Here is a 14,939-nt window from a genome sequence, read left to right on the forward strand (position 1 = left end):
ATACAAAAAAGCCTTGAAGTTTGTCAAGGCTAATTTTGTATTAATTTTTGTTCATTTGCAATTCAAGCATCTTGCTGAAGAGGCCGCCTTTCGCCTTGAGTTCGGCGGGGGAGCCTGTTTCGGCAATGTGACCGTCTTGCAGCACCACGACCTTGTTGGCGTTTGCGATGGTACGCATGCGGTGTGCGATGATGATGACGGTCTTGCCCTTTACCAACTGCGAAATACCGCGCTGGATCTTGGATTCGTTTTCTACGTCGAGGCTTGCGGTTGCTTCGTCGAGCAAGATGATCGGAGCGTCTTTCAACAGGGCGCGCGCAATGGAAATGCGCTGGCGTTCGCCGCCCGAGAGCGTGTCGCCATTTTCGCCGATGACGGTATCGTAACCCTGCGGCATTTTCTGCACGAAATCGTCGCAGCCGGCAAGTTTTGCGACTTTCAGGATTTCTTCGTCGGTTGCTCCGCGCTTACCGATGCGGATATTGTCCTTGATGCTCGTGTTGAACAGCACCACGTCTTGGAAGACGATGGAGAAGTTCTTGAGGAGCGTTTCGGGGTCAATCTTGCTGATATCTTGGCCGCCGAGCGTTACCGTTCCGCCTTGAATGTCCCAGAATCGTGCGGCAATTTTGGCGGCGGTTGTCTTTCCGCTACCGCTCGGCCCCACAAGTGCGGTGATTTCGCCCTGCTTTGCGGTGAACGAAACTTTTTTCAGAACTTGCTTGTTTTCGTTGTAGTTAAAATCGACATCCTTGAATTCGATGTCATAGTTGGCGGGAGTGAATTCCGTGTCGCCATGCTGTATGGGCATCTGATCCATTTCGCGGAAACGGCGCAGGCGCACGTTCACGAAGAACAGTTCGACGAGGTTATTGAATACGAGGAAAACCGGATTGTAGACAGTCGCCGCGCATACGATGAACACCAGGTAGGTAAACACGTCGATTTCGCCCTTGGTCCAAAGCCTTGCGCCTGTAATCAGCACCGTGGCAAGACCCATCTTGAGAATGCCCTGCGCCGAATTCAGGAACGAACCCACCTTCACGTCGGAATCCATCTGCGTTTTTTCGTATTTGATGCAGTCCTTGTCGAAATGGTCGAGGTAGGCGGCTTCGCCCGAGTAGGAACGGATTTCCTGCACGTTTTCGAGACTTTCCTGGATATCTTCCATAATCACGCGGCGGGCGTTATATGAATTTTCGAACCAGCGGTCCTGAATTTTCTTGGAAAGCGCAATGAGCAATGCCGCTGCGGGTACCACCCAGAAAAGCGCGATAGACATTTTCCAGTTGTAGCAGAACAGCATGATGCCAATTATGGTGACGCTTCCGATGGCGGCGAAAAGTTCCGGCACCGCATGCGAGAAAATCATTTCGAGCGCATTGCAGTCGTCCATGATGGTCGACGTCAAATCCGAAAGGTTCTTCTTGCCAAAGAAGGAGAGCGGCAACTTGCGGAGTTTTTCGGCAATCGAGACGCGGCGGCGCATGCTTTCGTCGTACACGCTACTGTAAGTCGCGCTGTACGAGAACCTGTAAATGACAAGCATCACGATAAACAGGACTGCAGCAATTCCCACATAGAACAAGGTCCCGTGCGGAGTTTTGCCTGCAAATTCACCAATGCCCATCTGCTCCATCAAAAAATAAAAGAGCATCATCATCGGGAACATTAGCGAAACAAAGTGCAGGAATGTCCAGACGACGCCACGGACAAACGTGCGCGAGCCTTCTTCCGAAAGAGCAAAAGTATTCTGAACCCACTTATACATTTTCGCCTCCTTCATTATCCTTGGAATTGTCGAGGGTCCATGTGACGGACTGCTGGTATTCGGCCCACATCTTGGCATAAATGCCGTTCTTTTCAAGTAATTCGCTGTGCGTTCCGCGTTCAGCGATTTCGCCTTCTTCAACAACGATAATCTGGTCGGCGTTCACCACGCTTGTAAGCCTGTGGGCAATCATCAGCACGGTCTTGCCGGCGGCCAGTTTGTGCAAGGCTTCTTGAATCAGGCGTTCGTTTTCGGGGTCAGCAAAGGCGGTTGCCTCGTCGAGCACCACGATGGGGGCGTTCTTCAAAATGGCGCGCGCAAGTACCACTCGCTGCTGCTCGCCACCCGAAAGATAAGTTCCCTTGCTTCCGATAACGGTATTAATGCCAGCAGGCAACTTGTCAATGATTTCGCGGCACTGCGCAAGATCAAGCGCCTTGTTTACCTGCTCAAGAGTCGCATCGGGCATGCCGTAACGAACGTTGTCCAAAATGCTCATCTTGAAAAGGCGCGTATTCTGGAACACGAACGAAACGTTCTTCATCAGTTCCTTCGGATCAATCTGCTTTACGGGAATACCGCCAATAGTAATTTCGCCGCTATCGACATCGAAGAAGCGCGGTAGGAGTTTTGCGATCGTGCTCTTGCCGCCGCCCGAAGGCCCGACAAGTGCTACCGTGTGGCCCGCCGGTACCGTGAGCGAAATGTCGCTCAATACCTGTTTGTCGGTATCGGGGTAGGTGAAGTTCACGTTCTGGAATTCCACATCGAACTTTTGCATCGGTACCGGATTTTCGCAAACCTCCAAATCTTTGGTGCGGGCGATATCGTTGATGCGGTCAACCGCGATTCCCGCCTGGTTCGTGGCATTGCTCAGGTACATGCTGCGCATCACGCACTGCGAGAATAGCGGCGTAACCAATACGTAAATCATCATGTTCACGATGGTGAGTTTTACATCGCCGTCGTTACCGATAATGAGCGCTGCCGTCGGCACCAGGAACAACACGAATCCGTTCACGAGAATCGTGTAGATGCAGTAAGGGACCTTCCAGTTGTTGGAATAGGCTGTGACCATCTTGTGGTAAGTCACGATGCTGTTGTAGAAACTCTTGAATGAAAAAATCGTCTGCTGGAAAACCTTGACTACGGGAATCCCGCGCACGTATTCCACTGCTTCGGAGTTCATCTCTTCAAGGGCCTGCATGTAGCGTTCCATGAACTTGGTTCCCCTGCGGCCAAGGGTACCCAAAATGAACAAGGCGTAGGCGATAGGCACCAAAGAGGCAAGGCCGAGTCGCCAATCGAAAACGAACATCATCACAAGCGCCACGATGGGAATCAGGATGGTGCCCGAAATATCGGGCATTTCGTGCGCGACGAAGGTGTGCGTAATTGCAGCATTGTCGTCGATAATCTTGCGGAGTTTGCCCGTCGGGTTCTTGTCGAAAAATCCAAGCGGAGCTGACATCAACTTTTTCATGGCGAATCGACGCAGGTCGCCTTCGAGCCTGAATGCTACCATGTGCGAGCAGGCGAGGGCCGCAAAGTAGAGCAATACGCTTGTGACCGAGGCGAGAACCGCTCCGATGGAGTAGTCAAAAATCTTGATGTTCGTCATGTCGCCGCCAGAGATCACCTCGCGGACAATGAGCCACATCAGTAAAAACGGCACGAGCCCCGCGATGGCGCTCAATGCCGAGAGAATCAATGCTAAGGGGAACAGCGGTTTTCGCGAACCCATGTAAGCGTAGAGTTTAGAGAATGTCTTTTTCATAATTATGCGACGTTTGTCATCCTGTATTTTTTCCTGTATTCCTTGGGGGTCATGCCCATCACATCCTGGAAGGCGTGGGCGAACTTGCTCCCGTTATTGTAACCGACTTCGCCTGCGATCTCGAGAATTCCACGGTCGCACTCGCGAAGTTGCTTGGCTGCCAGTTTCATGCGCTCGCGGCGAGCGTAAGTGAATACCGGCAAACCGAACACGTTCTTGAAGCAGAGTTTCATTGCGGTAGGCGGCATGTCAAACTTGTTGGAAAGTTCCTCGATGGTGAAATGACTGTCCATGTTTTCGCAGATAAAAGAACGGATGCAGTAGATTTTTTCAATTTGCATCGAAGATAAATTGCATTCGCGGCAAATGGATTCTCGCTGCGTGTCTAGGTTTTTCAGGGTGAGCAAAAGCTCCAAAATGGCGAGCCTGCCATATTCCGCCTGCAAATTCTTTGACTTGTTGTCGATCTTTTCGAAGGCGCTGGCCACTTCTTCTTTAGTGTGGACGATAAACGGTCGGCCCGGTCGGCACATTTTCTGTGCGAGCATCTTGATGTCAATCAGAAAACCTGCAAAATGTTCGCGGATGTACTTTATCGATTCTTCAAAGAACAAAATGCGGTCGCCGCAGTAATCGGCGGAACGCGTTAGCGCTCCCGAAGTCCACGCGTCGTAAACCAGCATTTCTCCTGCCTTCAGCTGATTGCAGGGGAGTGCTCCGCCGGCCCAGCTGATTTGCCCCTTTCGGCAAAATTCAAGAACCAGGAGCGGATCCCTTTCAAGCGTTGTATGGTAGCACCCGACTTTGTGCAACCATTCAATTCCGTTAATATTCAACATATTTCCCTCAAAAATCTCTTTAAACCGGCTTTGTTAGTCTAGTCTTAAAAAGTAAGCCAAATCTAATTAGTAAACGAAACTTCGTCAAGGCTAATTTTGTGACGGCAATAGAAAAATTTTATTGCAAGAGCGTCTGAATGGAGTGAAAAATGACTGAATGGAGTTAACACAAAACGAAAAAGACGATTTCCCCCTTAAAAATCCAATCGGATTTTTCCACCTCCGTTTGGAGTAGAACCGCTCCAAAGACATTTCTAAAATGCTCCGCAAAATTAACAAACGCGGTTTTTCCGCACCATTTCAGGAGCTAATATGAAAAAAAGATTCTTGGCGGCGCTCATTGTGTCGCTCGGTATGCTGGTTGCTTGCGACGATTCCTCTTCGGCAAGCTCTGACAACGACAAGGAACTCTCTTCCTCTTCGACTGAAAAGTCCGGCGATAGCAAGGACAAATCTAGCAGCAGTAAGGGCAAGTCCAGCAGCAGCGAAGCTAAATCTAGCGATAGCAAGGACAAGTCCAGCAGCTCTAAGAAAGAAGACAAGGGCGAATACAAGCGTGAATTCGCTACATCGATCGCTTCGGGCGAAACGATGTTCATTGGCACCATGTCTCTGGATCACACCGGTGATTTGGGCAAGGACTATATTGAAGTCGGCACCCGCGCAGGTGTCGTTTATTACGATGGATCTCTGTTCATTGCAGACCTTGACATCGGTTCCATTGCCCGCTACAGCCTCGATGCCAACAACAAGATTGGTAAAAAGTCTGCTGAACTCACGCTCCCGGGCGTTTGGGTGAACCACATTTACTTTGTGAACGAAGAAAAGGCCTATTTGGGCGGCATGCTTGATTCGCTCCTTATCATCAATCCGAAGACCATGAAAACCACTGGCGCAATAGACCTTTCTAAGTACAAGGGTGATGACGCTCTCGTGGTGAGCCCGGGTACTGGCGTGATTGTGGATGGTCGCCTCTATGTCGGTCTCTTGCAGAACGTGAGCGACTATGCTACCGGTAATACGGCTCAAGTCGCTATTATTGACGTCGAAAAGGATTCCGTGATTGCCGTGGCCGAAGATGACCGCGTTGCTGCTGTGGGCTCTCTTGATGATTCTCAGAATCAGGCATTCATCGTCGCTGATGGTTACATTTACTGCTACAGTAACGCCTCTTGGGGCTACGCTCCGGGCCAGGTTGACGGTTTCCTGCGTATCAAGGTGGGTGAAACCAAGTTCGATAAGGATTATGCTTGGCTCGTAACTAAGGAAGTCGCTATCGATGATGTTACCAAGAAGGGTAACTTCAAGTACCTGAGCCCCACTACCTACGCTAATGGAACTAAGGTTTATGCATTCTTGAACGTGATGGTGGACCTGCAGCAGGTTTGGACCGATATGGATAGCTACCACAATAACACTTGCAAGCCGGTGGAAATCGATCTTGCCAAGAAGACTATGAAGGCTCTGCCGATCGGCTATTCTTCTAGCTGGGCTAGCTACGGTAAGTACATTGATGAAGACGGTACCGTGATTTTTGCTGTGTCTACTGAAGAAGACGGCAATGCCTACTTCCGTTATGACCCGAAGACGGAAAAGGCCGAAAAGATTGCTACGGTGGAACCGATTCCGATGTGGATCGTGCCACTCAAGTAAGAAAAAATCTCCATAAAACCTCAATATCCTCATAAACACAAACTTCCGTTCTTGCTCAGGCGAGAGCGGATTTTTATTTGCTTCGCAAATTCAAAATCTTGCGCCTCGGTCATGTGCAAGTAAAGTTGACGCTTCGCGTCCGTGGCTGCATTTATCAAATATAAGTCCATAAATGGCTTATGCTTGAATAAATTTGCGCACTCTTGCCCGCGACACTCGGCTTGGCGAATTTTGCTTTATGAAAAGGAAAAAACTATTCGGGTTTTTAGCAGCCTATTTGGAGTAGAATTTTGAGCGAAAATTTGCTCAATTGCGCTGCGATGAAAAAGATGTTTATTTACAAAGCAGCTACGCTTGCCCTTATATTTGCTACGGTTGGTGCGGTTTCGGTCCGTGCTCAAGATGATGAAATTACCTCGATAGACGATTTTCTAGAAGAAACTGTTCCAGAAAATTCGGAGTCTGCAAATGTGTCGAATTCAGATGCCCCTGCACAAACAAGTGCGTCGGGGGTCACTCAGCTAGATGAACTTTCGGTGGAATCTGAAATAGAAGCGGAACAGGCTAAACAGGCAAAAAAGGCCGAATCGGTTGCGACGATTGATGCTGCTGAAATGCAGAATACCAGCAAGACTGTTTCGAAGGCGGTCAATTCAGCTTCGGGCGTGAAGGTCCGTAAGTCGGGTGGCATGGGTAGCGAAGGCAAAGTCAACATTCGCGGCATGGAAGGCAAGAATATCAAGGTGCTCGTGAACGGTGTCCCTGTCGAAACACAGGGCAACTTGGGCCTCGACGATATTCCTATTGATCAGATTGCCGATATTGAAGTCTATAAGGGCTATGTTCCGGCGCGTTTTGCAACAGATGGTGCTGGCGGTGCTATCAATATTATTACCAAGAAACGTCCTGCCAATTCGATTGATGCTTCTTACAGCCTTTCGAGTTTTAATACGCACAAGGCCTCTGTAACGGCGAGCCATTTAATTGATAGTATTGTGGGTGGCGCAGGCTTGGAAGTGGGGGTGTCGGGGTATTTTAACCATTCCGACAACGATTACAAATTTACTTCGCCTTATATGAAAAGTTCTACGGGCGGAGATACGAGCATTGTTCGCGATCACGACCGTTACACCTCTTACAATGTACAGGCTTTTGCAAACTTGATGAATGCTTGGTTTGACCAGGTTTCGCTGGGCGTAAGCTACGGTGCGTTTGAAAAGGAAATTCAAGGCGATGTAAATCGTATTGTGGACGCAATGTCCGAAGGTTATAATTTCGGTGCGACTTTTGGGCTCGATAAGAAAAACATCTTTGTGAAGGACCTGAATTTGGGTAATCATTTTTCGTTCGGATATGGCGAAAATAAAGTCATTGATACGAGCCGAGTGCATTGCCGCAATTGGTATAGCTGCGATACCGCCAAGAAGAATGTGGGCGAACTTTCGTCAATGGGACTCCCAAAATTGAGGACTGTTCAGTCGTACGATTTCAATGATTTGCTGAATCTGGATTATCAGTTCTTCAAGAATCAGATTGTTTACTGGAATACGCTTTTTAGGTATCATAAGGAAGACCCTGAAGATGATGTGGGCTCCGAAATGGTTGGCTTTAATACGGCCGGTTTCCCTGGAAAGACGATTTCTGTGACGACGGGCCTTTCGCTTGAAGATAATTTCTTTGATTCTAGGTTGCAGAACTTACTTGGTTTCAAATTTCACTACTTGAAGGCTGAAATTTCTAACACATCGACGAGCTTGTTGCAGCAGGCTTCTGTAGAATCGAACGATTATACGGATTTCAGTTACGATGAAAGCTTGATGTTTAGGATTGTAAAGCCGCTTTCAATCAAGGGCTCTTACCAGCATGCGGTGCGCTTGCCCACGCCTGACGAACTCTTTGGCGATGGGGTGCGCGTGAGTGCCGCGACAAATCTCAAGCCCGAAGAAGCTGACAATTTTAACGTGGGACTGTCTCTTGATTTGCAGGAAATCCCGTTGTTTGCACGATTCCGATTTGACGGAGACGTGTTTTATTCCTATTACAAGAACCGCATCCATTATATGGGTACTTCACAAATGTCGGTGCCGTACTTTAACATGGACCCGATTCGCGGCTGGGGCTACGAAGGCGACGCAAAACTCGATGTGAATGAATGGGTGCTGCTCGGAACGAACTGGACTTTCCAGGATTTGCGCAATATAGATTATAACGCCAAGCAGGGAATTCTTGAAGATGCAATCATCCCGAACATTCCTCGGTTCTTTATGAATTATATGGCCGAATTCCACATGGGTGATATACTCAACAAGAACGATTTTGTCAAGTTCTGGTGGGCTGCAAATTACACCGATGAATACTATTACGGCTGGAAAGTCAGTTCCCGCCAGAGTAGAAAAATCGATGCGTCGTTCACGCAGGATTTAGGTATTGAATATTCCGTGTGGGAAAACAAACTCGCCTGGAGCTTTGAAGTCGATAACTTTATGGACGAAACCGTTTACGATAAGTATGGAGAATCTAAACCGGGACGCACTTTCGCGACTAAGATTAGATACAGTTTTAGGTAGTTCTTTCTAACTAAGTTGTATCGCTACTAACTAAGTTGCAAGTTGTCAACTAAATTTCAAATTTGCAACATTGTTAGTCGCTTGGAAAGCTTATGGGACTAAGGCTCTAAGTCTGTTTATTAGTTTGTGTGTAAGTTGCTTTTTGAAGTAAAAAGAGATAGATTTATAGTAACAAACAATCAACAAAAGGAGTAAACTATGTCCGTATGGAAAAATGAAAAGTTCTGGTTGGTGATGGCTGGTGCTGTAGGCTCCGCTATTGCAAAGAAAATCCTCAAGGCTCCGAAGACTCGCGAATATGCCGTCAAGGGACTTGCTCAGGGCATGAAGTTCACTGCCGACGCTAAGGCCACCTTCCAAGACATGAAGGACGAAGCTGCCGACATCTGCAACGACGCAAAGAAAGAAGCAGAAGCGAAGTAATCCATGAAATTCAAGATTGTTTACGATCAGCCGGGGCGAATCCGCTTTCGGGCGGGGGCCTACGCATTTGAAAAAATGCATGAACCGCGCATCCACATGGTATGCGTGAGTGAACCTTATGTCCAGAAAGCGGTAGTCCATTCGGAAAACGGCGGTATTCTGCTGGAATACGAAGATGGCTATCGTGAACAGGTGATTGATTTCGTTCGAAATCTGAACATTGCAAATCTTCCGGAAATCGAACCCGATACCGAATATCAGCTGCAGGCTCTTGATACGGATTTCAAGAATAAGCTCGCGTTCATGATTGCGCGGCGTTACTTGGCCAAGTTGTTTATTCCGGCTCCTATCCGCACGGTGCACCTGATTTACAGGGGCCTCAAGTTTGTGGCTAAGGGCTTGAATTGCCTTGGTGAAGGAAAGCTTTCTGTCGAGGTGTTAGATGGAGCCGCTATCGGAGCGAGCATCCTGCAGCGCAATTACGAATCGGCGGGAACCATTATGTTCTTGCTGAACGTAAGTAGCCTTTTGGAAGATTATACTAAGGCGCGTACCCGCACCGCCCTTACTGCAAGTCTTGCCGTGAAGGTGGACAAGGTGTGGGTTGTTCGCGATGGTGTCGATGTTCAGGTGCGCATGCAGGACGTTCAGGTGGGCGACCTTGTGCGTGTGCGTTCCGGCAGCATGATTCCGGTGGATGGAACCGTTACCGAAGGCGATGCCTTTGTGAACGAAGCGACCATGACGGGCGAATCGCAGGCGGTTCATAAGACGGTCGGAAAGTCCGTTTTTGCGGGCACCATCGTAGATGAGGGCTCGATTGTCGTGTCGGTGCGTGCCGTGAGTGGCAATACCAAGATTCAGAAGATTATCGAGCTTATCGATCGCTCCGAGGACTTGAAGGCTTCTATCCAGAGCCGTGCTGAACGCTTGGCTGATGGTATTGTGCCGTTCAGTTTCCTCGGTTTCGGGCTCACGCTCTTGTTTACCCGCAACATCACTAAGGCCGTCTCGATTCTGATGGTGGATTATTCTTGCGCCATCAAGCTTTCGACCCCGATTTCGGTGATTTCTGCGCTGCGCGAAGCCGCTGACCGCAACATGACCGTGAAGGGCGGCAAGTACCTGGAAGAATTTGCGCTTGCCGATACCATTGTTTTCGACAAGACAGGAACTCTCACCAAGGCGGAACCGAAACTTGAACGTGTTATTCCGTTCGGAAACCGCAGCGAAGACGAAATCCTTCGCATCGCCGCTTGCATCGAGGAGCATTTCCCGCATAGCATGGCGCGCGCCATTGTGCGCGGGGCTGCCGAAAGGGGAATCGACCACGAAGAAGAACACGCTGACGTGAAGTACATTGTGGCACATGGAATCGCGACGACTCTCGATGGCGAACGCGCTGTTATCGGTAGCAAGCATTTCGTAGTCGAAGACGAAAAAATCGCGGTGGGCGAGGCGGAACAGAAAAAGATTGACGAACTCGCCGGAGCCGCTTCTGTGATTTACCTAGCCATTGGCGGAAACCTTGCGGGCGTACTTTGCATTAGCGACCCTCCGCGTGATGAAGCTGCCGAAGCGGTTCGCATGCTCCGCGAACGCGGAATCAAGCATGTGGCGATGATTACTGGCGATAGCCAGAAAGCTGCTGAACGTACAGCTCAACTTTTGGGCATTGACACCTTCTTTGCGCAGGTGCTGCCCGAAGACAAGCACCGCTATGTGGAACAGATGAAGGCGGAAGGCCGCCGCGTGATTATGGTGGGCGATGGAATTAACGATGCGCCCGCCCTTGCCGCCGCGAATGTGTCGGTTGCTATGAGTGACGCCAGCGATATTGCCCGCGAAACGGCAGATGTGACGCTCCGCAGCGAAGATTTGCGCGATCTCGCCGAACTCCGTACGTTGAGTACGCTGCTTATGGAACGTATCCAGGCGAATTACCGCTTTATTGTGGCCTTCAACACGTCGTTACTGGCGGCAGGCTTCTTCGGTTTCTTGGCGCCCTCGACCTCGGCCTTGTTGCACAACCTCTCGACCATGGGAATCTGTGCCAAGAGCATGACGCCGTTGAAGCAGAAATAGCCTCGAAATCTATAAAATCTCGTCAAAAGGTGGTGTTGTACCACCTTTTTCGTGTTGTTTACGGATGCATTCTTTTGCGACGCTATTTGTCGCAGTCACAGGCTATTTTTAGTGAATAACGGATTTCACTAAAAAACTCCAAAAGGGAGCTCCAATGACAAGGATTCTTTCACGCGCACCGCGGTGGGATATTCTCCAAAATTTCTACCGCGACTTCGATAACGGTCGCAAGCGCGGTTGTGTCGAGAAATGGAAAAAGGAAAAGCCCCAAAACAGGCTCGAACAGGAACTTTTCGAAACCAGAATCCACACCGAATTCTTGAATGACCGCTACAAAAAGCTGAACAAGGAATTCCGCTGGACCTACTCGAACATGAAAAAGCTCATCGCGCTCGACCAGCGTTTCCGGGAATTACATCGAAGTATTGCCCGCACCTTCGAGGCAACCAAAAGGGACATCGCCGCACTCACCGCGCAAAATCACAAGTGGTACAGGGAATACGAACTCGAATCGGAAATCTGCCCTGCGAACGACTGGGATATTCCCGGCGAACACGAGTACATCAGCGATCTGCTATTCTGGTACGCAAACTGGGGTTCCATCAATACCTGCTCCAACACGAACGAACACTATTCCGAACGCCACAAAGTCTACCTCGTCCCTGCTTGGAAACAATTGCAATTCATTGACAAGTTCGTCAAAGACGATGTCACCTGGGAACTCGACTCGCTCCTCTACGACAGCGAATCAAGCCTCTACACCTTCCACGACATGGTCCACATGAAACCGGAACAATTCGAAGTGAGCTACACATTGAGATTTTAAACAAAAGCGAGGTGCTATGAGAAGACGATACATTTATCAGTTGGCGGCAACGATACTGCCGAATGGGCTGGGCTACGACACCGTTGACCATGACCTGGGAATTTTCACGTCGCTACGCACCGCCAAAAAAGTTCTGCGGGATTACGTCAAGGGCGGAGATTTCTATTGCCCGGTCTATAGTTTTTCCATCATGTTCCTGCCCGTCAATGACGATTTGGAGTATGAATCTGAACGGCAAATCAATGTCTATTCGCCCGATGGCAAATTACAACTTTCGGAATACAACATGATGTCTTGTAACGGGGCTTGGAGCAAGAATCTGAATATAGATCTTCGCGCCGTCATCGACATTGGCCCCGGCAAAAAGCCGTATTTCACGCTGTACAACCATTGGCGCCGAGGACTCGCGACCAAGTGTGCACGCATCTCCTTTCTAGAACCCAAATACGAATTGGGCTCCTCGTACAACAAATCCATTTGGTTCCTGAACGATGTTGAGAAAAAGATGCTCATGAAGTTCCTGAAAACAAAATGCAGAAGCATCTTTAGCGACAAGTGCACGAACAACTGGATGAGCGTCATCGGGGCATTCAACAACGAAGTCAAAGGCGATGATGACAGCCGCATCCTGCCCTACGATTTACCCATCCCGAATTACAACAAATTGGAACCGTAAATATGCCTGTACAGATTAACGCATTAGAGTTACAGAAAATTCTAGAAATTACTCCAGCATCACAAAATATCATGCTTACGGGGAAGCATGGTATTGGAAAATCGCAGATTTTGGAGAAATTCTTTGCCGAACGGGGTGAAAAAGTTGTCATTCTTTTCCTTGGTCAGATGAGTGACCCAGGCGATTTGATTGGGCTCCCGCGACTTGACGAAAAAACGGGCAAAACGTATTTTATGCCCCCATATTGGTTCCCGACAGACGGGACTCCAGTCGTTCTCTTTTTAGATGAACTCAATCGTGCCCGTCCAGAAGTATTGCAGACGATTATGGATTTGACGCTAAATTGTACGCTTGCAGGTCGCAAACTTCCTGAAGGTTCTCGGGTCATCAGCGCGGTCAATGACGGTGAGGAGTATCAATTAACCGACCTCGATCCCGCTTTAGTAAGTCGTTTTAACATCTACAATTTTCTGCCCACTGTTCAAGAATGGTTGTTGTGGGCGACAAAAGCAGGCTTAGATAAGCGTGTACTTGACTTTATTTCAAGATACCCCGAAATGCTTGACGGAAAGGAATTCTCGCGAGAAGATCAAGGACTAGAAAAATCTCCTGACCGAAGAGGTTGGGAGCGAGTGTCTAAAATTTTGCAGCAAAACGAAGCGGAACCACTGTTAAAGACCGTTGTTGCGGGAATTATCGGAATGCCTGCGGCATCAAAGTTCTTCGCATTCTTTAATCAAAAACTTTTGCCAAATGCAAAGGAAATATTGCTTGGATCCTTCGCGAACATCAAATCAACTCTGAAGAAATGCACAACTCCAGAATTAGCGACCATCAACGAGGAATTATTCCGCTTTATAGAAACTAAGGGCTTCGCAGAAAATGACGAAAGTGTGGTCTCAAAGAATCTGTTGGCATATTTTTCTTTTCTGACAGACACGAAAAAACGAGAGGCTCAGGCTCATTTTGCCAATCAGTTTTCATCTTCGCAATATCCCACTGCAATGACATTCATCATTATGCATTGTCCTGAATTGTTCAAAGAAATAACGTCATTCGTAAAATCAATATGACCGCTATTGAAAGAATCAAGAAAATAAGTGAAGAGTGGTTCTTGACGGAACCTCTACTTTTTGTCGCATACTGTAGCCATGAATTATGCGAGAATTCTGAGATAAGTGTTCCTATGCGAACTGGAAATCGAAAAATTGAGTTTTCGCCTCAAATTCTTGACAAAACATCTGACGAAATGTTGGAGGAATATTTGAAAATTGAAATATTCCGAATACTACTAAAACACCCCTACCAACGGCAGCCCCCTTTTGCACAAAAGGCTTTGCTTGCCATGGCGAGTAATGTTACTATTGCCGATGTTTATGAAGTTCCGAAAGTAATTAAAGATCAAATGAGTGGAACAGAATATTCTTTGCCAACTGGTTTATGTTTTGAAGAATACTACTGTCTATTAAAAGAAAATCCCTCGACGAAAACAAATGGGGCAAATTTTGGAGACCATGCAGAAAAAAAGCAATCGCAAAGTGAAAATAGTGAATATGAAATCAATTCCAATGAAAAGGGAAACGGTAAAGTAGAATGCGGCTCGAATGAAAATCTGCAAAATATCCACAATGCACAAATAGCGGGACTTTGGGAAGAAGACGATGAATCTTGCTGCGCTATAAATGACTTAATTGAAGTCGCTTTGGCGAATAATACGTGGGGCACTGTTCCCGGTCAAATGCAGAGCCTTATTAAGGTGAGCCTAAAAGTGGATATGGATTACCGTAAAATGTTAAGTACATTTAAAACTTCGGTAATTTCAAGCAAGCGATATCTTACGCGGATGCGGCCTAATCGTCGTTTCGGATTCAATGCAATGGGAAATCGTTATAAACTGGCGACAAATTTGCTCATTGCTATTGATGTAAGCGGTTCCGTAACAGATAGAAGCATTTCTTTCTTTTTGTCGGTACTCAATAGATTTTTCAAGTATGGTGTCGAAAAAGTGGATGTCCTCCAATTTGATGCAAATATTCAAGGTGACATAAAGCCTTTTAAAAAGGCCTGCAAAGCTATTGAAGTTGTAGGGCGAGGAGGAACAAGTTTTCAGCCGGCTGCGGATTACTATTGCGCCCATCCGGAATATGACGGGTTGATTTTCTTTACCGATGGATACGCCAAACTTCCCGTTTACAAAACTAAGCGCCCTATTGATGTATTGTGGGTCCTTTGTAGTAAAAATGCGTATAAAGATAACTGCGGATGGATTAGAAAATTAAAACGGAACCGAGTCACTTACATACCGAGGAATGAATGAAATAA

At 47.8% G+C, this 14,939-nt stretch carries 11 protein-coding genes; 8 read left to right on the forward strand and 3 right to left on the reverse strand.

Annotation, left to right across the window (positions count from 1 at the left end; genetic code table 11):
* Nucleotides 1-40: 40 nt before the first annotated feature.
* From QOL41_RS09455 to QOL41_RS09465, 3 genes are read right to left on the reverse strand one after another with little or no spacing between them, the layout of a single operon-like run.
* Entirely contained in the window at nt 41-1,771 is a 1,731-nt protein-coding gene (locus QOL41_RS09455) for an ABC transporter ATP-binding protein (RefSeq protein WP_283429562.1), read from the reverse strand.
* The gene (locus QOL41_RS09460; protein ID WP_283429563.1) at nt 1,764-3,548 is read right to left on the reverse strand and encodes an ABC transporter ATP-binding protein; all 1,785 of its coding nucleotides are present in this window, start codon (nt 3,546-3,548) and stop codon (nt 1,764-1,766) included. The genes QOL41_RS09455 and QOL41_RS09460 overlap by 8 nt, the downstream gene beginning before the upstream one ends.
* Nucleotides 3,549-3,550: 2 nt before the next feature.
* Nucleotides 3,551-4,387 carry a helix-turn-helix domain-containing protein gene (locus QOL41_RS09465; RefSeq protein ID WP_088628104.1) on the reverse strand — a complete coding sequence of 279 codons (837 nt, stop codon included), beginning with the start codon at nt 4,385-4,387 and terminating at the stop codon, nt 3,551-3,553.
* Between the two features lie 312 nt (nt 4,388-4,699).
* On the opposite strand from QOL41_RS09465, the gene QOL41_RS09470 reads away from it, so the two are divergent.
* The 8 genes from QOL41_RS09470 (at nt 4,700) to QOL41_RS09505 (ending at nt 14,934) form a co-directional block, all read left to right on the forward strand.
* Entirely contained in the window at nt 4,700-6,040 is a 1,341-nt protein-coding gene (locus QOL41_RS09470; protein WP_283429564.1) for a DUF4374 domain-containing protein, read from the forward strand.
* 320 nt (nt 6,041-6,360) lie between these two features.
* On the forward strand, nt 6,361-8,607 hold the full coding sequence (locus QOL41_RS09475) for a TonB-dependent receptor (RefSeq protein ID WP_283429565.1): 2,247 nt from the start codon (nt 6,361-6,363) through the stop codon (nt 8,605-8,607).
* A gap of 198 nt (nt 8,608-8,805) precedes the next feature.
* A complete protein-coding gene (locus QOL41_RS09480; RefSeq protein ID WP_072799370.1) occupies nt 8,806-9,030 on the forward strand; it encodes a DUF1490 domain-containing protein in 225 nt (74 codons plus the stop codon).
* Nucleotides 9,031-9,033: 3 nt separating this feature from the next.
* On the forward strand, nt 9,034-11,115 hold the full coding sequence (locus QOL41_RS09485) for a heavy metal translocating P-type ATPase (RefSeq protein WP_283429566.1): 2,082 nt from the start codon (nt 9,034-9,036) through the stop codon (nt 11,113-11,115).
* A 154-nt stretch (nt 11,116-11,269) separates the two neighbouring features.
* A complete protein-coding gene (locus QOL41_RS09490) occupies nt 11,270-11,941 on the forward strand; it encodes a hypothetical protein (protein ID WP_283429567.1) in 672 nt (223 codons plus the stop codon).
* Nucleotides 11,942-11,957: 16 nt separating this feature from the next.
* Nucleotides 11,958-12,617, forward strand: a complete 660-nt coding sequence (locus QOL41_RS09495) for a hypothetical protein (protein WP_283429568.1) — start codon at nt 11,958-11,960, stop codon at nt 12,615-12,617.
* A 2-nt stretch (nt 12,618-12,619) separates the two neighbouring features.
* Nucleotides 12,620-13,690 (forward strand): AAA family ATPase, encoded by a 1,071-nt coding sequence (locus QOL41_RS09500; RefSeq protein WP_283429569.1) that lies wholly within the window; start codon nt 12,620-12,622, stop codon nt 13,688-13,690.
* The gene (locus tag QOL41_RS09505) at nt 13,687-14,934 is read left to right on the forward strand and encodes a VWA-like domain-containing protein (RefSeq protein WP_283429570.1); all 1,248 of its coding nucleotides are present in this window, start codon (nt 13,687-13,689) and stop codon (nt 14,932-14,934) included. Before QOL41_RS09500 ends, QOL41_RS09505 begins: the two co-directional genes overlap by 4 nt.
* Nucleotides 14,935-14,939: the final 5 nt, after the last annotated feature.

Origin of the sequence: Fibrobacter sp. UWB10 (genome assembly GCF_900182935.1) — a bacterium.
Classification (GTDB): domain Bacteria; phylum Fibrobacterota; class Fibrobacteria; order Fibrobacterales; family Fibrobacteraceae; genus Fibrobacter; species Fibrobacter succinogenes_O.